Origin of the sequence: Variovorax atrisoli, assembly GCF_014195185.1 — a bacterium.
GTDB lineage: Bacteria > Pseudomonadota > Gammaproteobacteria > Burkholderiales > Burkholderiaceae_C > Variovorax > Variovorax atrisoli.
In genome coordinates this window covers 121,635-138,140 of sequence record NZ_JACIBG010000006.1, presented here as the reverse complement: position 1 = coordinate 138,140, position 16,506 = coordinate 121,635, and the positions used below count along the sequence as shown (strand labels likewise).

The following is a 16,506-nucleotide window of genomic DNA, read 5'->3' as shown; positions in this document are numbered from 1 at the left end:
CACTCATTTACCGGAGACTCCATGGACTTTCCCATCGTGTCGCTCGACAAGATCGAGCGCGAAGCGAAGGAAGCGGCCGAGGCCGGCCACTCGCTCAACTTCGCTTGCAGCTATCCCTTCGACGAACGCTCGGGGCAGCACTTCAAGAAGGTGTTCAACGATCACCGCGCCGCCCTGCTCGCACGCAGCCCGCAACAACAGCCGGAGGGCGCGCAATGACGTGGATGCTTACCGCCAGCGGCGCCGAGTACCACCTCGCCGGCCCCACCGCCTACGGCGCATGCGGCCGCCCCGTGGACATCAACGACGTGGCGCACCACCTCGCCATCGTCGCCCAGTTCAACGGCGCCACGTCGCGCCCCTACAGCGTGGCCGAGCACAGCCTCCTGTGTTGCGACATCGCCCAGCGCGCTGGCGCATCGGTGTTCGTGCAGATGGCAGCGCTGCTGCACGACGCGCACGAGGCATACACCAACGACCTCATCAGCCCGGCTAAGCAAGCTGTCAATAGCTACAGCATGGCCTTCGGCGTTGGCGCATGGCACGCCTTCGAGGCCGAGCATGCGAAGGGCGTGCGCGAGCACTTCAAGCTCCTGTCAGTGTTCGCCGGCCATCGCGAGTTTCTGCGCTCCATCGACCTGCAGGCGCTCGCCACGGCTCGCCGCGACCTTACGCCCTACAACCCATCGCGGCACATGCCGTGGCCCGTGCTCAGCGACAACACGCTGCAGCCGGTCGCGCCCGCCGACTGGGTTCGCCTCGACACGCCCGAGCGCGAGGCCGCGACGTGGAAGGAATGGCGCGAGCGCTTTCTCACGCGCTTCGCCGAGCTGCAGGTTGCTCGCACCCTCGCTGGACTGGGGGCGAAGAAATGCTGACCCCTCAATTCGTCCTCAACCTCTCGGCAAAGCTCGTGATCGTGCTTTTCGCTGGCGCGGGCGGTAGCTGCACGGGCATCGAGCAAGCCATCGGCCGCCACGTTGACATCGCGGCCAACCACAACGAAGACGCCATCTCCAGCCACGCGAAGAACCACCCGCAGACGAAGCACTACCGCGCGGACGTGCGCGAACTGTGCCCACGCGAACTGACGGGCGGCAGGCCGGCGGGCTATCTGCACCTCTCACCGGACTGCACTCACTTCAGCCAGGCGCTCGGCGGCCAGCCGCGCGACACGGAAATCCGCTCCCTCTCTTGGGTCGGGCTGCGTTGGGCCGGCCAGGCAAAGCCCGATGTCATCACGCTGGAGAACGTCGAGCAGATTCGTAAATGGGGGCGTCTGATCGCCAAACGCGACAAGGCAACCGGCCGTGTCGTAAAGGTCGATGGCAGCGTGGCGGAGCCCGGCGAAGTGGTGCCGCGCCGCCTGCAGCACCTCATCCCCGACCCGAAGCACGTCGGCAAGACGTGGGAGCGCTTCCTGCGGCTACTGCGCAGCTTGGGCTACATGGTCGAGCATCGTCTGCTGTGCGCCGCCGACTTCGGCGCGCCCACCACGCGCACGCGCCTCTTCATGATCGCCCGGCGCGACGGCCTTCCGATCTGCTGGCCCACCCCGACGCACTTCCGCAACCCGCAGCCCGGGCAGACGAAGTGGCGAAGCGCAGCCGAGTGCATCGACTTCTCGCTGCCGACCACGAGCATCTTCGACCGAAAGAAGCCGCTCGCAGATGCAACGTGCAAGCGCGTTGCCCATGGCTTGAAGCGCTACGTCCTCGACAACGCAGACCCGTTCATCGTGCCGGTGACCCATTCGGGCAGCGTGCGCGTGCACGACATCCGCGAGCCACTGCGCACCATCACCACGGCGCAGCGTGGCGAATTCATGGTCGCCACGCCGGTTCTCGTGCAAACGGGTTATGGGGAGCGGGAGGGCCAAGCACCACGCGCGCTCGACCTCGGCCGACCGCTCGGCACCGTGGTGGCCGGAGGCGCAAAGCATGCACTCGTAACGGCGTTCGTGGAACAGGCGAACGGCGGTCATAACACCATGCCAGCTCGCGCGGCCACGGCGCCGCTCTCTACCGTCACCACAAGCGGCAGTCAGCAGCGTCTCGTTACCGACCAGCTTGCCAGCGCCGAAGCCGCCTACGACCTCTCGCCAGAGACAGAGGCAGGCGCCCTTCGCTGCGCTGCGTTCCTCATTCGCTACTACGGCGAAGGCGGCCAGCTCGGCGACCTCAATGAGCCCATGCACACCATCACCACAAAGGCCCGGCTCGCGCTCGTGACGGTGTGGATCAAGGGCGAGCCTTGGGTAATCGTGGATATCTGTCTGCGGATGCTGACGCCGCGCGAACTGGCGAACGCGACCAGCTTCCCGCCGCAGCACATCATCGAGCGCGGCCACGACGGGCGCATGTTCTCGAAGTCGAAACAGGTCGCCATGATCGGCAACGCTGTGCCGCCGCTGCTGCAGCGCGCAGTGACCGCAGCGAACTTTTTCGACTACGACATGCGGAGGGCCGCATGAAAACGCCCGTCACACGACCCGCCCTGCGATATCACGGCGGCAAATGGAAGCTCGCGCCGTGGCTTCAGCTTTTCTTCCCACCCCACCGCGTCTACGTCGAGGCCTTCGGCGGCGGAGCATCTGTGCTGCTCAGAAAAGAGCGGAGCTACGGCGAGGTGTACAACGACCTCGACGGCGAGGTAGTTAACGTCTTTCGCGTCTTGCGCGACCGTGGCGACGAGCTGCTGCGAGTGCTGACGATGACACCGTTCGCGCGAGCCGAGTTCGACCTCTCATATGTGCGCGCAGAGGATCCGGTCGAACAAGCGCGCCGCACCATCGTGCGTTCTTTTCAGGGATTCGGATCTGCCGCCGCCACCGGTGAGCGCAGCGGCTTCCGCGCGAATTCAAATCGCAGTGGAACGACGCCCGCGCACGACTGGGCGAACCTTGCCGGCGCTCTTCCCGCGCTTGTCGAGAGGCTACGCGGGGTCGTCATCGAGAACCGCGATGCGCTGGCCGTCGCTGCCCATCACGACGCGCCGACGACCCTCCACTATTTCGACCCGCCCTATGTCCATAGCACGCGGTCGAGCAAGGTTAGAGGCACGACCACCGAGGGCCGATCCAGCGGCAAGGCGTACCGCTACGAAATGGACGACGACGCACATCGCGACTTTGCGCTATTCGCACACGGCCTCGAGGGTATGGTGATCGTGTCGGGCTATCCGAGCGGCCTCTACGAGCAGCTGTTCGAAGGATGGGAGCGCTTCGAGCGGCCATGCTTCGCAGATGGCGCCCGATCCCGCACCGAGGTGGTTTGGCTCAACGCAGCATGCAGCGAGGCACTTTCCCGCGCTCGTGGCGGCTTATTCGCGGAGGCCGCATGAAGCGCGTCAGCCGCCGCATCCGGCCTGCAATGGTCGCTATCGCTGTCGCCGCACGCCAAGTGCACAACATCCCGGCAGGCGACGACATCATGACGAAGGTTTACAGCGCCTTTGCCGACCTCAAGGCAGGTAGCAGAGACGACGAGCTCTTCGACAGGCTTAGCACGCACCTGAATACCGTCATGGTGCGCGCCGAAGCTATCGACGAGCTTTGCCTCGCGCCCCTCCACGCCGCAGCGGATGCACTGCGCCGCTGCGACGCAATTCGGGGCCGTCATGGCCGCTACGGCTTCGACGGACCCGGCCTGCAAGCGATGGCGGCCGGCCTTCAGGTCTGCGAAGAAATCACCCGCAACAGCTCGCCGAGGCAGATGTTCGATGCATTCATCGAATCGCTCGCGCGCATTCGCCGCCAGGTCGCGGCAGAGGAAGGAATCGCCCAATGAACACCATCGCAATGCAAACCATCGATACGGGCGACACCGTGCACCACGCACTGACCGGCGAGGATTGGCTCGTTGCCTACGTCGCCAACGAGCTGCTGTGTGCTTGTGGCTGGCCGTGTACGCTCGTGCCCGCCAACGAATGCACCCTGAAGGTCAAGGCGACACCCGAGCAGCGCCAAGAGTTGCTGCAGCGGCTCGCCGATGGACAGGGAGACGATCCACGCCGGAGCTACGCCCGGCGCATCCTTGCAACGCAGGTAACCGCAAACGACGCAAACACAACGCTATGCCCGAACGGTGAGGCGTGGGACGACAACCCGGACGGCATCTTTCCCGGCCAAGAGCTCGGCGTGCGAATGAACCGCGACACCGGGCTTTACGAAGGAGGCGAAGCCGACGACGACGGCTCGGGCACGCCCAGCGTCACCCCGGTAGCGCCGATGTTCTACGCGAGCCCGGAACAGGTGGCCGCACTGCAAGACCGCCCCGGCGCCAGCGAAGGCGGCATCTACCTCCCTCTGCGCAAAACACCTGCAGGCAAGTTCACCATGCCGCTCTACTCAGCCCCCGAGGCTGCCCCGACGGTGGAAGCAGAGGCGGCGGTGATCGCTGCCGCGCACGAATGGGCGTCCGAGCGAACCATCAACGATTGGGCCGAAGCCGATTTGATGAAGGCCATTGCTTTGCTTGATGGTGACTGGGGCGGCTGCCCAGACTGCAACCATGAGGAATGCGATGAACCATGCGTTCCGCACACCGTTGCCGAAGTGCATGCCGCCATTGATTCGCGCATCGCGCAACTCGTGCACGAAGGCAAGCTGCTGGCGTATGTCGGCTACGCACCACCCGCAGGCTGGAAGCCCGTTGCGATGCCAGAGCCGCGCCGTCGTCGCCCGAACACCGTGAACGACGAATTGACGGCGAGCTTCTGCGACACCCTCGACGGCACGCGGTGGCGCCGGCTGATCGCCTTCCGGGACATCAGCGCGGAGCGCAATCGTCAGGACGAGCAATGGGGCGGCCCCGCCAACGACGACGCGCATAGCGTCATCGATTGGCAGAACTGTATCCACAAGCAGATTCGCCAGCTCGCGAACGAGGCCGAGCGGCGCGAACGCCTCGTGAAGATTGCCGCCCTCGCTATCGCGGCCGTCGAGAGCCACGACCGGATCAGAGATTCGTCGAAAGGCGGTGCAGCATGAGCCGCAGCGGATACATCGACGACGAGTGCGAGGACGTGCTCGCGCATGGTCGGTGGCGCGGACGTATTGCGTCCGCTATTCGCGGCAAGCGCGGGCAAGCCTTGCTGCGCAAGTTGGCCGACGCCCTCGACGCCATGCCGCAGAAGCAGCTCGTCGCCGGCTCCCTCGCCACGGCCGAGGGTGAGTTCTGCACCCTCGGCACGATTGCAGCAAAGCACGGCATTGATGCTCGCAACGTGCCCGACGAGGATTGGCATCACGAGGAGTGGGAAGCCGTCGGCAAAGCGCTCAACGTCGCACCCGTCCTCGTTCAGGAAATCGTGTTCGAGAACGACGAGCAGACCTGCACTGACGAGTGGGTAAACGTTGAAATCTGCGGCCCCATGCGTCGCGGGTTTCCCGACTGGAATCGGCACGAGCGCAGCGTGCGCATCGCCCGGCCCGCCGCTGAAGTGGGCACCGAGCGGTGGGCACACATGCGCGCATGGATCGCAAAACACCTCGTCGAGGGCGCCGCGCCTTCGACTCAAGGCAAGACGAGATGAGTCACACAACAAGCACTACCGGACAACCCCAAGCAGCGGGCGCGGCGCTGAATGCCGACCGCATCATCTATCGTCGAGAGCTGTGCACCCTGACAGGCGTCGGGTCTGAGGCGATTCGCCGCTGGATCAAGGCAAACAAGCTCCCGCCGCCAGACGTAGCCATCAGTCAGAAAACCATGGGCTGGCGACTCTCAACCCTCCAAGCTGCCGGCATCGGGTTGATCTAACCAATCTGCCCATTCCTGCATCATGGGCCGCCGCACGCGCATGTACTCCGCCCGGTTGTAGGTCGCTCGCACCTTGTCTTCAGGCGTATGCGCGAGCTGCCGCTCGATGGCGTCAGGCGGATAGCCATGCTCGTTTGCCCAGGTGGATGCCACTGTGCGCCAGCCGTGGCCCGTCATCTCACCCTTGTAGCCCATCCTCGCGATCAGCGCGAGCACCGTGTTCTCGCTGATCGGTCGGTCAATGCGATGGTCTGAGGGAAACACGTAGTCGCACCCTTCCCGCCGGCGCGCCCGCATCACATCGAGGATTTCGATTGCCTGCCGCGACAACGGCACGATGTGATCCTTGTCGCGTTTCATGCGCTCCCCGCCAATTAGCCAGGCGTCGCCCTCCACCTCGTCGAAACGCATCATCCGCATTTCGTTGGTACGCACCCAGGTGTATGCGATGAAGCGGCAGGCGAGCACCGAGTTGAGGTCCTTCTCGAAGCTCAGCCGTCGCACGAACTCGTGAATTTCGGTCAGCTCAAGCGACGCATGATGCTTGACCTTGCGGCGGCCGAATGCCTTCTGTGGGTTGATGAGTTCGGCCGGATTGATCGTCGCCTTGCCTTGCTCGACGGCCCAATCAAAAACCTGTGAGGCCCACATCCGCACTTTGCGCACAAACACATGCTTGCCGGCCGCATCCATCCGATTGAGTTCGGCGAGAAGCTTGGCGCGGTCAATCTCCGCGGACGCCAGGTCGCCGAGCGCCGGTTTCAGGTGCAGTTCAAGTCCGCGCAGCGCGTTCTCCCTGTACCCGTCCGCCACGTCCTTTCGCCCGTTCCAGTAGGCCTGACAGTCCTCCCAAAAACTCGAGTCCGGTCGCTTCGTCTTGGTGACGGGCGCAACCCCCTCAAGCAAGCCTTTGCGCAGCACTGCGCATTGCTGCCGCGCCTCGGCCAGCGTGACCAGCGGATACGCCCCCAGCGACTTTGTTTTGGGTTTGCCATCGACGCGGTACGCCATCCGCCAGACCTTCGCGCCGGTCGGCGAAATAAACAGGTGCAGGCCGTGGCCGTCGAACAGCTTGCGCGCCTTCTCTGACGGCTTAGCCGTCTTGCAAATGGTGTCGGTGAGGGTGTTTGTAGGCATCGTGAATCGGATGCCGTTCAGTGCCCACAACGATGCCCACCGAGGACCGGTGTGGAACGGTGTTTGACGGTGGGAAATCCACGGAAAAGCAGGCAGCGGAATCGGCTAAGACCTTGATTTTGCTGGGTTTTCGGTGGGGAATAGGCAAAAAAATAGCCCCTTGCGGGGCCATTCTTGGAGGAGAGGGAGGGATTCGAACCCTCGGTACTATCGCTAGTACGCCTGATTTCGAGTCAGGTACATTCGACCACTCTGCCACCTCTCCGGTGCTGTCGAGCCTGCTATTCTAGCAGACAAAAACGGGGCTTTTGAAGCCCCCTGCGATCAGGCCCTCAAAACTTCGAGTCCGCCGAGGTACGGACGCAGCGCGGCGGGCACGTTGATCGAGCCGTCTTCGTTCTGATGGTTCTCGAGCACGGCCACGAGCGTGCGGCCCACTGCCAGGCCGGAGCCGTTGAGGGTGTGCACGAGTTCGTTCTTGCCCTGTGCGTTCTTGAAACGGGCCTGCAGGCGGCGCGCCTGGAAGGCTTCGCAGTTCGAGACCGAGCTGATCTCGCGGTAGGTGTCCTGCGCGGGCAGCCAGACTTCGAGGTCATAGGTCTTGCTGGAGCCGAAGCCCATGTCGCCCGTGCACAGCAGCACCACGCGGTAAGGCAGCTCCAGCGCCTGCAGCACGGCCTCGGCATGGCCGGTCATCTGCTCGAGTGCGTCGTAGCTCTTCTCGGGGTGCACGATCTGCACCATCTCGACCTTGTCGAACTGGTGCTGGCGAATCATGCCGCGCGTGTCGCGGCCCGCGCTGCCGGCTTCGGAACGGAAGCACGGCGTGTGGGCGGTGAGCTTGATCGGCAGCTGCGACTCGGGCACCACCTCGTCGCGCACGAAGTTGGTCAGCGGCACTTCGCTGGTCGGGATGAGGTACAGCGCCGAATGGTCGGGCGCGGGTTCGCCGTCCTGGCCGCCTTTCTTCGCGGCGAACAGGTCGCCCTCGAACTTGGGCAGCTGGCCGGTGCCGCTCAGGGTGGCGGCGTTGACGATGTAGGGCACGTAGCACTCGCTGTAGCCGTGCTTCTCGGTCTGGATGTCGAGCATGAACTGCGCGAGCGCGCGGTGCAGGCGGGCGATCGGGCCCTTCATCACGGTGAAGCGCGAGCCCGCGAGCTTGGCGCCCGTCTCGAAGTCGAGGCCCAGTGGCGCGCCGAGGTCGACGTGGTCCTTGGGCGCGAAGCCTAGCGGCGTGGCGTTGGCGCCGGCGCCGCCCTTCGGGGCCCAGCGGCGCATCTCGACGTTGCCCGTCTCGTCCTCGCCGACCGGCACGCTGGCGTGCGGCAGGTTGGGCACCGCCAGCAGCAGCGCGTGCAGCTCCGGCTGGATCTCGTCGAGACGCTTCGATTGCGATTCCTGCTCGGCCTTCAGTGCATTCACTTCGGCCATCAGCGCGTCGGTCGACTCGCCCTTGGCCTTGAGGGGGCCGATCTGCTTGTTCAGCACATTGCGGCGGGCCTGGATTTCCTCGGTGCGGGTCTGCAGGGTCTTGCGTTCGGCTTCGAGCGCGGTGAATGCCGACACGTCGAGGTACGGCTGGTTCTTCTTGCGTTTTTCGAGGCCGGCCACTGCGGAGGCCAGATCTTTGCGGAGCAGGGTGATGTCGAGCATGGAGGGATTTTAGGTGGGCGTGCGCGAGCCGAAGGCGGCAGGCTGGCGATGCCCTGCGGCCCGCGGTTGCGGGCCACGGGCTTCGGCATGCCTGCCGACAGGCTCTGCCAGCCTGGAAGATGAACTGCGTGAAGCAGGAAGCCGTCAGGCAACCGTCGCGGGATCGACGTTCGCCCCGCAGACGATCAGGCAGACCTTCTCGCCCGCGCGCGGCTTGTAGGCACCGGTCTGCAGCGCCGCCAGCGGCAGCGCGGCGGCCGGTTCCACGGCCAGCTTCAGCTCCTTCCAGAGCCACTGCTGGGCTGCGCGGATGGATTCGTCGGACAACAGCAGCGCGTCCTGCACGTGCTGTCGGGTGATCTCCCAGGCGATGGCGCCGATACGGCGCGCGCCCAGGGAATCGGCGGCGATGCCGCCCACCTCCACGTCGACCGGCTCGCCAGCCTCGCGGGCGCGGAACAGCGTCGGCGCCTTCTCGGGCTCGAGCGCGACCACGCGGGAGCGCTTCTCGAACCAGCCGGCCAGGCCGCCGATGAGGCCGCCGCCGCCCACGCTCACGAGCACAGCGTCGGGCAGGCCGCCCTGCTGCTCGATCTCGCGGCCCAGCGTGCCGGCACCGGCCACCACTTCGGGCTGGTCGTAGGCGTGGGTGAGCAAGGCGCCCGATTCCTTCTGGCGCGTCAGGCAGGCGGCCAGCGCATCGGGGTACAGCTCGCCGACCACGACCACTTCGGCGCCCAGCGCACGCAGCCGCGCGCGCTTGGCTTCGGGCGACACTCCCGGCAGGAAGACCTGGCAGGGCACGCCCAGCGCGCGCGCCGCGGCCGCCGTGGCGATGCCCGCATTGCCGCCCGAGGCGACGATCACCCCGCTTTGCGGAATGTCGTTGGCCAGGAGCCGGTTCATCATGCCGCGCGCCTTGAAGCTGCCGCTGACCTGCATGTGCTCCAGCTTGAGCCAGATTTCCGCGCCGCTCGCGTCGATGCCGAAGGCCGACGCCGGCAGCTTCCACAGCGGCGTCTGGCGCAGGAAGTGGCCGGCGCGATCGGCCAGCCGTTGCGATGCGCTATCTATTTGGGAGCGCCAGCCGGCGGTCTGCGTGGTGTTCAAGAGATGTGTCCAGGGGGAGGAATGTCGTCGAGCTTGAGGCCCTTGGGCAGCGGGAACTTGATGGTTTCCTCGATGCCGTCCATCTTGCGCACCGACACCGCGCCGAATGCGCGCACGCGGTCGATCACCTCGCGCACCAGCACTTCGGGCGCCGAGGCGCCGGCGGTGATGCCGACGCGCGCCTTGCCCTCGAACCACCTGGGCTCGAGCTCGGCGGCCGAATCGACCATGTAGCTCTCGGTACCCAGGCGCTGCGCCAGTTCGCGCAGGCGATTGCTGTTGGAGCTGGTGGGGCTGCCGACCACGATCACGAGGTCGACCTGCGGGCTCATGATCTTCACCGCGTCCTGGCGGTTCTGCGTGGCGTAGCAGATGTCCTGCTGCTTGGGCTCTCGTACCTTGGGAAAACGCGCGCGCACCGCGGCGGCGATGTCGGCGGCGTCGTCCACGCTCAGCGTGGTCTGCGTGACCACGGCGAGCTTGTCGGTCTGCCCCGGGGCGACCCTGGCCACGTCTTCCACGTCCTCCACCAGGTGGATGCCGCTGGAGAGCTGGCCCATCGTGCCCTCGACCTCGGGGTGCCCCTTGTGGCCGATCATGATGAACTCGTAGCCTTCCTTCGCGAGCTTGGCGACCTCGACGTGCACCTTGGTCACCAGCGGGCAGGTCGCGTCGAAGATCGAGAAGCCGCGGTCTCGCGCCTCCTGCTCCACGGCCTTGCTCACGCCGTGCGCGCTGAACACCAGAGTGGCGCCGGGCGGCACGTCGGAGAGTTCCTCGATGAAGATCGCGCCCTTGGCCTTGAGCTCGTTCACCACGTAGGTGTTGTGCACGATCTCGTGGCGCACGTAGATCGGCGCGCCGAACTTCGCGATGGCGCGCTCGACGATCTCGATGGCGCGGTCCACGCCCGCGCAGAAACCGCGCGGCTCGGCCAGGATGACTTCGGAGATTCCGGGGTTCATAGCACGCCGATGAGCTTCACTTCGAAGGTCACGGGCTGGCCTGCGAGCGGATGGTTGAAGTCGAAGCGCACCGCGGTGTCGTTCGACTCGATGACCGCGCCGGCATAGCTGCCCGTGCCGTCGGGCGTGGGGAACTGCACCACGTCGCCCACGGCATATTGCTCGTCGGGGTCGCCCATCTGCGCGAGCAGCTTCCTGGCCACCCACTGCTGCATGTCGGGATTGCGCTCGCCGAAGGCCTCGCCCGCGGGCAGCTCGAAGGTGGCGTGCGTGCCCTCTTCCAGGCCCATCAGGCGCTGCTCCATGGCGGGCGAGAGCTCGCCGGTGCCCAGCGAAAGCGTGGCGGGCTTGTCGGCGAAGGTGTTGATGATGTCGCCCGCCGGACCGGCCAGCCGGTAGTGCAGGGTGAGAAAAGAGCCGGAATTCACGACTTGGGACATGGTGCAGCGAAGGTGTGCGGAGACAGGGATGTGTCCCGATAAACTGGCCTCATTTTAAGGACCGGGGCTTCACCCGGCTCCGCCAAGGTTTCACCCCAGGGTTTCATGTCTTTCAAGGATCTCCCTCTGGACGCACGTCCGCGCGAAAAGCTCATCGCGCGCGGCGCGGCCGCGCTGGCCGATGCCGAGCTGCTCGCCCTGCTGCTGCGCACCGGCGTGGCGGGCAAGAACGTGCTGCAGCTTGCGCAGCAGCTGCTCGAACGCTTCGGCGGGCTCTCCGGGCTGCTGCACACCGGCGCCGACGACCTCAAGTCGGTCAAGGGGCTGGGCGGCAGCGCCAAGCGCTCCGAACTGATCGCGGTGCTCGAGCTGGCGCGCCGCGCCATGGGCGAGAAGCTGCGCGAGCGCCCCGTCTTCGATTCGCCCGACGCGGTCAAGCAGTACCTGCAGCTGCACATCGGCCCCCGCCCCCATGAGGTGTTCGCGGTGGTCTTCCTCGACGTGCAGCACCGCATGCTCGCGCTGGAGGAAATGTTCCGCGGCACGCTCACGCAGACCAGCGTCTACCCGCGCGAGGTGGTCACGCGCGCCATCCACCACCATGCGGCAGCGGTGGTGCTGGCGCACAACCACCCCAGCGGCAGCATCGAGCCCTCGCGCGCCGACGAGTCGCTCACGCAGACGCTGCGCGCCGCGCTGGCGCTGGTGGATGTGCGCGTGCTCGACCACATCATCGTGAGCCCCGGGCAGAGCTTCTCGATGGCCGAGAAAGGATTGCTCTGATGGCCGCACGCGCCCCTTCGATCAAGAACCTCGCCGATCTCAAGCAGGTGCAGCGCGTGCTCGCCGAGACCCGCGAGCGCGAAGCCGCCGAGGCCGCGGCCAAGGCGCTGGCCGAGCGCAAGCGCGCGGCCGAGAAAGACCTGTTCACCCGTGCCATCGGCGCCACCGAGCCGCTGCGCCGCAAGGCCGTGGTGCCGCTCGCGCCGGAGCCGCCCGCGCCCATCCCGGTGCAGCACCAGCTCGACGAGCAGCGCGTGCTGCGCGAATCGCTCTCCGACGAGTTCGACGTGACCACGCTGCTCGACGTGGACGACGCCATGAGCTTCCGCCGCCCGGGCATCGGCACCGACGTGACCGCGCGGCTGCGCAAGGGCGACTGGGCCATCCAGGCGCAGGTCGACCTGCACGGGCTGCGCAGCGACGAGGCGCGCGAGACCTTGGGCGGCTTCATCCGCAATGCGTACAAGCAGGGCCTGCGCTGCGTGCGCGTGGTGCACGGCAAGGGCCTGGGCTCGCCGGGCAAGCAGCCGGTGCTCAAGACCAAGACGCAGCGCTGGCTGATCCAGAAGAACGAGGTGATCGCCTTCGTGCAGGCCAAGCCGGCCGAAGGCGGAGCCGGGGCGCTGGTGGTGCTGCTGGCCCCCGCGCGGCGCTGAGCACCTTCTTCGGCTCAGGCCAGCAGGTTCTTCAGCGGCACCGAGGCATCCGCCACCGACGCCGCATCGGGATTGCGGCCCGCCTCGAGCAGCTTGCGGCTCATCATGTGGTCGACCGGCGCGTTCACCGACTCCACGCACACGAGCTTTCCATCGACATAGTGGAACAGCGAGAAGGCGTCGGGCTTCGGGCCCGCGCGGCGCACGCTGCTCAGGCCCGGCGTGCCTTCGGCGGGCATCAGGCCCACCATCTGCAGGCGCATGCCGCCCTGGTCTGACCAGAACCACGCGACCGCATCGTGCGCGCGTGCCTCGCCGGTGAGCGTGGCGACCGCGGTGCGCGCCTGGTCGTTCGCGTTCTGCACCGACTCGAGCCGCAGCGCACGGCCCGCGCGGCGATCGGGAAAGCGCGTGCAGTCGCCCACCGCGAGCACGTCGGCCGCGCTGGTGCGCATGTGCTCGTCCACCACGATGCCGTCCGCGCACTCGATGCCGGCCGCCTGCGCGAGCGCGGTCTCGGGCACTGCGCCGATGCCCAGCAGCAGCAGGTCGACCGGCTGCTTCGCGCCGTTGACCTGCAGCGACACCAGCCGGTCGCCCTCGACCTCGAAGGCGCCGGTCTGCGCGCCGAGCACGATGTCGATGCCCGACGCGCGATGCGTGGCCAGCACGTGCGCCGACAGCTCGGGCGACACGGCGCGGCCCAGCAGGCGCGGCGCGCTCTCGATGACCTGCACCGTCTTGCCGAGCGCCTTGGCGGTCGCCGCCACTTCGAGCCCGATGAAGCCGCCGCCGAGCACCGTCACCTTCTCTGCCGCAGCGAGCCGCGTGCGCAGGCGATGCGCCTCGTCGGCCGCGCGCAGGCTGGCGACGTTCTCCAGGCCCGGCTTCAGGTCGGGCATCTGGCGCGCGCGCGTACCGGTGGCGATCACCAGCTGCTGCCACGGCAGGATCGCGCCCGAACGCAGCGTGACGGTGTGCGCCTCGCGGTCGATGGCCACGGCCGCGTCGCCCAGGTGCAGCGTGATGCCGGCTTCGCGGTACCAGTCGGCGGCCTTGTGCGGCTGCGTGGTCTCTTCGGCGCTCTTCAAGAAGGCCTTGGACAGCGGAGGCCGGTGATAAGGCTCGCAGGCCTCCTCGCAGACCAGGTGGACGCGCGCGCCCTGCCCGGCTTCGGCAAGCCCCGCACAGAGCTGGGCCGCGGCGTGGCCGCCGCCGATGATGACGATGGAATTCATGATGGAAGAAGCGTCTTTCGGAAATCGTTGCTCGTGTGTCTGGCCGGCGATCATTCGCCTCTATTGCGCATCCAGTCAGCGGTCTTGAAGAAGGAGTCGCGCAGCCTCGCACGCAAATCCTCGGGCACGCCCGTCTCGCCCATCGCCTGGTCCATGCAGGCGAGCCACTGGTCACGCTCCTTGATGCCGATGGTGTGGCCGCCGATGCTCTGCGGCAGGTGGCGCGCGCGCAGCATCGGGTGGCCGAAGCGGTCGGTGTAGTACTGGGGGCCGCCGAGCCAGCCGCAGAGGAACCAGAACAGGCGCTGGCGCGCGTTGTCGAGGCTGGTGCCGTGCACTGCACGCAGCTGCGCATAGGCAGGCTCGAGGTCCATCAGGTCGTAGAAGCGCTCGACCAGCGCCTCCACCTTGGCCTCGCCGCCGATCCAGTCGAAGGGCGTGCCGGCGGGTGGCTTTTCTTGAATCTGCATGGGCGGGAGTATCCCCTCAAGGGCCTGCTAGAGCTGCACGATGCCCGGAATGCCCACGTCGGGGTTCACGTCGGCGTCGTAGTCCACACCCTCCACCGCGAAGCCGAAGAGCCGCAGGAACTCCGTCTTGTAGCCGGCGAAATCGGTGAGCTCGCCGAGGTTGGCGTCGTTCACCTGGGGCCATAGCGCGAGCACGCGCGACTGCACCTGCGGTGCCAGCTCCTTGTAGTCGGCGCGCAGGCGACCTTCCTCGTCGATGTGCGGCGTGGCGCCGTAGAGGCTGTCGGCATAGAGACCGTGCACCTGCTCGATGCAGCCCTCGTGCGTGCCCTCTTCCTTCATCACCTTGAACAGCAGCGACAGGTACAGCGGCATCATCGGAATGGCCGAGCTGGCCTGCGTGACCACCGCCTTCAGCACCGACACGCGTGCGTCGCCGCCCTTGGCCGCGAGCTGCGCGCGGATGCCCAACACCTTCTGGTCGAGGTCCTTCTTGGCCGCGCCGATGGAGCCGTTCCAGTAGATGTCGTGCGTGATCTTCTCGCCCAGGTAGGTGAAGGCCGTGGTCTTGGCGCCGTCGGCCAGCACGCCGGCCTGCTGCAGCGCGTCGATCCACATCTGCCAGTCCTCGCCGCCCATCACGGCCACGGTGTTGTCGATCTCCTCCTGCGTGGCGGGCTCGAGCACCGATTCCTTCACCGTCCCGCTGTCGGTATCGAGGCCGCGCAAGGTCACCGCCTTGCCCACGGGCTTGAGCACCGAGTTGAAGACCTGGCCGGTCTTCGGATGCGTGCGCCGCGGTGCGGCCAGGCTGTAGACGACGAGGTCGACCTGCCCCAGGTCGGCGCGGATGGTGTCGATGACCTGCTGCTTCATCGCGTCGGAAAAACCGTCGCCGTTGATGCTCTTCGCATAGAGGCCCTCGGCATGCGCGGCGCGCTCGAAGGCGGCGGTGTTGTACCAGCCGGGCGAGCCGGGCCTGGTCTCGCTGCCCGGGCGTTCGAAGAAGACGCCCAGCGTGCCGGCGCCGCAGCCGAAGGCGGCGGTGATGCGCGCGGCGAGGCCGTAGCCGGTCGATGCGCCGATCACCAGCACCTTCTTCGGGCCGCCTTCGATGGCGGGCTTCGCCTTGACGTATTCGATCTGCTGGCGGACGTTGGCTTCGCAGCCGGCGGGATGGGTGGTGACGCAGATGAAGCCGCGCACGCGGGGTTTGATGATCATGAGGATCTCGCTCGAAGAGATGCTGAGGGAGGCGAAACAAAGGCGCCGGAAGCGCGTTTTTGCGCCGCGAATTTAACCCAGCCCGGAAAAGCGGCCTTCGGGCTGCCCTATATGCATATGTCGATTGACGATTTAATAATCAGAGGTTTTATTGATATGGTCCTGCCCCTTCCGTTTCCACCAAGGAGAAGAACATGCGCATGAAACTGATTGCAGCCGCGGCCCTCGCCGCTTCGACCTTCCTGCTCGGGACCACCGCCCATGCGGACCAGCTGGCCGACATCAAGAAGAAGGGCGAGCTGGTCGTCGGCGTGCTCGGCACGGACGAGCCCGCGACCTTCGTCGACCCCAAGACGCGCCAGATCGTCGGCTACGAGGTGGACCTGGTGAACGCCATCGCCAAGAAGATCGGCGTGAAGCCGGTGCTCAAGCAGATCGCGGTGGCCGCGCGCATTCCCGAGCTGCAGCAGGGCCACGTCGACCTGGTGGCCGCCGGCCTCACGCACAACAAGGAGCGCGAGGCGCAGATCGACTTCTCGCTCACCACCTTCGTCACCGGCCAGAAGGCCCTCGTGAAGAAGGACAGCGGCATCACCGAGGTGCCGCAGCTCGCCGGCAAGAAGGTGCTGACCATCCGCGGCGGCACGCAGGAGCCGAACATCCGCAAGGCCGTGCCCAACGTCGAGGTCGTGACCTTCGACACGAGCCAGCAGGCCTTCCAGGCCCTGCAGCAGGGCAAGGGCGTGGGCTACGTGGACGACGAGGCAGCGCTGCTGCGCAGCTACGCCAAGCTGGGCCCGCAGAAGGCGCAGTACGTGGTGCTCAAGCAGAACCTGAGCACCGAGGCGCTGGCCATCGGCATCAAGAAGGGCGAGAGCGGCCTGAAGGCCGTGGTGGACGACACGCTGCGCGAACTCGAGAAGTCGGGCGACGCAGAGAAGATCTTCGTCAAGTGGTATGGCCCGAACACGGCATCGGGCTTCCAGTCGCGCGACTTCAAGCTCGAGAGCGACAAGATCGACTGAGCCCGGCCTCAGGTCTTTCTCCTTCCCCCGCTGGGGGAAG

The 16,506-nt window shown here is 66.6% G+C and carries 18 protein-coding genes and 1 tRNA gene; 10 read left to right on the top strand and 9 right to left on the bottom strand.

The window, feature by feature from the left end; all coding sequences use genetic code 11:
• Window positions 1-21: 21 nt before the first annotated feature.
• From FHY06_RS21200 to FHY06_RS21170, 7 genes are read left to right on the top strand one after another with little or no spacing between them, the layout of a single operon-like run.
• Complete coding sequence (locus FHY06_RS21200; protein WP_145760860.1) at window positions 22-219, top strand: hypothetical protein; 198 nt, start codon at window positions 22-24, stop codon at window positions 217-219.
• Window positions 216-878, top strand: a complete 663-nt coding sequence (locus FHY06_RS21195) for an HD domain-containing protein (RefSeq protein ID WP_145760861.1) — start codon at window positions 216-218, stop codon at window positions 876-878. The genes FHY06_RS21200 and FHY06_RS21195 overlap by 4 nt, the downstream gene beginning before the upstream one ends.
• Window positions 872-2,473, top strand: a complete 1,602-nt coding sequence (locus FHY06_RS21190; protein WP_145760862.1) for a DNA cytosine methyltransferase — start codon at window positions 872-874, stop codon at window positions 2,471-2,473. The genes FHY06_RS21195 and FHY06_RS21190 overlap by 7 nt, the downstream gene beginning before the upstream one ends.
• Window positions 2,470-3,342, top strand: a complete 873-nt coding sequence (locus FHY06_RS21185) for a DNA adenine methylase (RefSeq protein WP_145760863.1) — start codon at window positions 2,470-2,472, stop codon at window positions 3,340-3,342. Before FHY06_RS21190 ends, FHY06_RS21185 begins: the two co-directional genes overlap by 4 nt.
• Window positions 3,339-3,788: a hypothetical protein gene (locus tag FHY06_RS21180; protein ID WP_145760864.1), complete on the top strand. Its 450-nt coding sequence runs from the start codon at window positions 3,339-3,341 to the stop codon at window positions 3,786-3,788. Before FHY06_RS21185 ends, FHY06_RS21180 begins: the two co-directional genes overlap by 4 nt.
• Window positions 3,785-4,990: a hypothetical protein gene (locus FHY06_RS21175; RefSeq protein ID WP_145760865.1), complete on the top strand. Its 1,206-nt coding sequence runs from the start codon at window positions 3,785-3,787 to the stop codon at window positions 4,988-4,990. Before FHY06_RS21180 ends, FHY06_RS21175 begins: the two co-directional genes overlap by 4 nt.
• Entirely contained in the window at window positions 4,987-5,535 is a 549-nt protein-coding gene (locus FHY06_RS21170) for a hypothetical protein (RefSeq protein ID WP_145760866.1), read from the top strand. Before FHY06_RS21175 ends, FHY06_RS21170 begins: the two co-directional genes overlap by 4 nt.
• 191 nt (window positions 5,536-5,726) lie before the next feature.
• Here the strand turns inward: FHY06_RS21170 and FHY06_RS21165 are convergent, their stop codons facing one another.
• The 6 genes from FHY06_RS21165 to FHY06_RS21140 all read right to left on the bottom strand — a co-directional run bounded on the left by FHY06_RS21165 (window position 5,727) and on the right by FHY06_RS21140 (window position 11,070).
• Window positions 5,727-6,899 carry a tyrosine-type recombinase/integrase gene (locus FHY06_RS21165; RefSeq protein WP_145760867.1) on the bottom strand — a complete coding sequence of 391 codons (1,173 nt, stop codon included), beginning with the start codon at window positions 6,897-6,899 and terminating at the stop codon, window positions 5,727-5,729.
• Between the two features lie 175 nt (window positions 6,900-7,074).
• A tRNA-Ser gene (locus FHY06_RS21160) sits at window positions 7,075-7,164 on the bottom strand.
• Window positions 7,165-7,223: 59 nt separating this feature from the next.
• On the bottom strand, window positions 7,224-8,555 hold the full coding sequence (gene serS, locus FHY06_RS21155; protein WP_019656690.1) for a serine--tRNA ligase: 1,332 nt from the start codon (window positions 8,553-8,555) through the stop codon (window positions 7,224-7,226).
• A 144-nt stretch (window positions 8,556-8,699) separates the two neighbouring features.
• Window positions 8,700-9,665 (bottom strand): threonine/serine dehydratase, encoded by a 966-nt coding sequence (locus tag FHY06_RS21150; RefSeq protein ID WP_221404332.1) that lies wholly within the window; start codon window positions 9,663-9,665, stop codon window positions 8,700-8,702.
• The gene (ispH, locus tag FHY06_RS21145; protein WP_184606242.1) at window positions 9,662-10,630 is read right to left on the bottom strand and encodes a 4-hydroxy-3-methylbut-2-enyl diphosphate reductase; all 969 of its coding nucleotides are present in this window, start codon (window positions 10,628-10,630) and stop codon (window positions 9,662-9,664) included. Before ispH ends, FHY06_RS21150 begins: the two co-directional genes overlap by 4 nt.
• On the bottom strand, window positions 10,627-11,070 hold the full coding sequence (locus FHY06_RS21140; RefSeq protein ID WP_019656687.1) for an FKBP-type peptidyl-prolyl cis-trans isomerase: 444 nt from the start codon (window positions 11,068-11,070) through the stop codon (window positions 10,627-10,629). The genes ispH and FHY06_RS21140 overlap by 4 nt, the downstream gene beginning before the upstream one ends.
• Window positions 11,071-11,175: 105 nt before the next feature.
• On the opposite strand from FHY06_RS21140, the gene radC reads away from it, so the two are divergent.
• Window positions 11,176-11,853 carry a RadC family protein gene (gene radC / locus FHY06_RS21135; RefSeq protein WP_019656686.1) on the top strand — a complete coding sequence of 226 codons (678 nt, stop codon included), beginning with the start codon at window positions 11,176-11,178 and terminating at the stop codon, window positions 11,851-11,853.
• Complete coding sequence (locus tag FHY06_RS21130; protein WP_019656685.1) at window positions 11,853-12,509, top strand: Smr/MutS family protein; 657 nt, start codon at window positions 11,853-11,855, stop codon at window positions 12,507-12,509. The genes radC and FHY06_RS21130 overlap by 1 nt, the downstream gene beginning before the upstream one ends.
• 14 nt (window positions 12,510-12,523) lie before the next feature.
• Here the strand turns inward: FHY06_RS21130 and FHY06_RS21125 are convergent, their stop codons facing one another.
• From FHY06_RS21125 to fabV, 3 genes are read right to left on the bottom strand one after another with little or no spacing between them, the layout of a single operon-like run.
• Window positions 12,524-13,747 carry an NAD(P)/FAD-dependent oxidoreductase gene (locus FHY06_RS21125; RefSeq protein WP_184606241.1) on the bottom strand — a complete coding sequence of 408 codons (1,224 nt, stop codon included), beginning with the start codon at window positions 13,745-13,747 and terminating at the stop codon, window positions 12,524-12,526.
• 50 nt (window positions 13,748-13,797) lie between these two features.
• Complete coding sequence (locus FHY06_RS21120) at window positions 13,798-14,217, bottom strand: group II truncated hemoglobin (RefSeq protein WP_019656683.1); 420 nt, start codon at window positions 14,215-14,217, stop codon at window positions 13,798-13,800.
• Between the two features lie 27 nt (window positions 14,218-14,244).
• Window positions 14,245-15,441: an enoyl-ACP reductase FabV gene (gene fabV / locus FHY06_RS21115; protein ID WP_126183123.1), complete on the bottom strand. Its 1,197-nt coding sequence runs from the start codon at window positions 15,439-15,441 to the stop codon at window positions 14,245-14,247.
• Between the two features lie 194 nt (window positions 15,442-15,635).
• On the opposite strand from fabV, the gene FHY06_RS21110 reads away from it, so the two are divergent.
• Window positions 15,636-16,466 (top strand): ABC transporter substrate-binding protein, encoded by an 831-nt coding sequence (locus FHY06_RS21110; protein WP_184606240.1) that lies wholly within the window; start codon window positions 15,636-15,638, stop codon window positions 16,464-16,466.
• The last annotated feature ends 40 nt before the right edge of the window (window positions 16,467-16,506 follow it).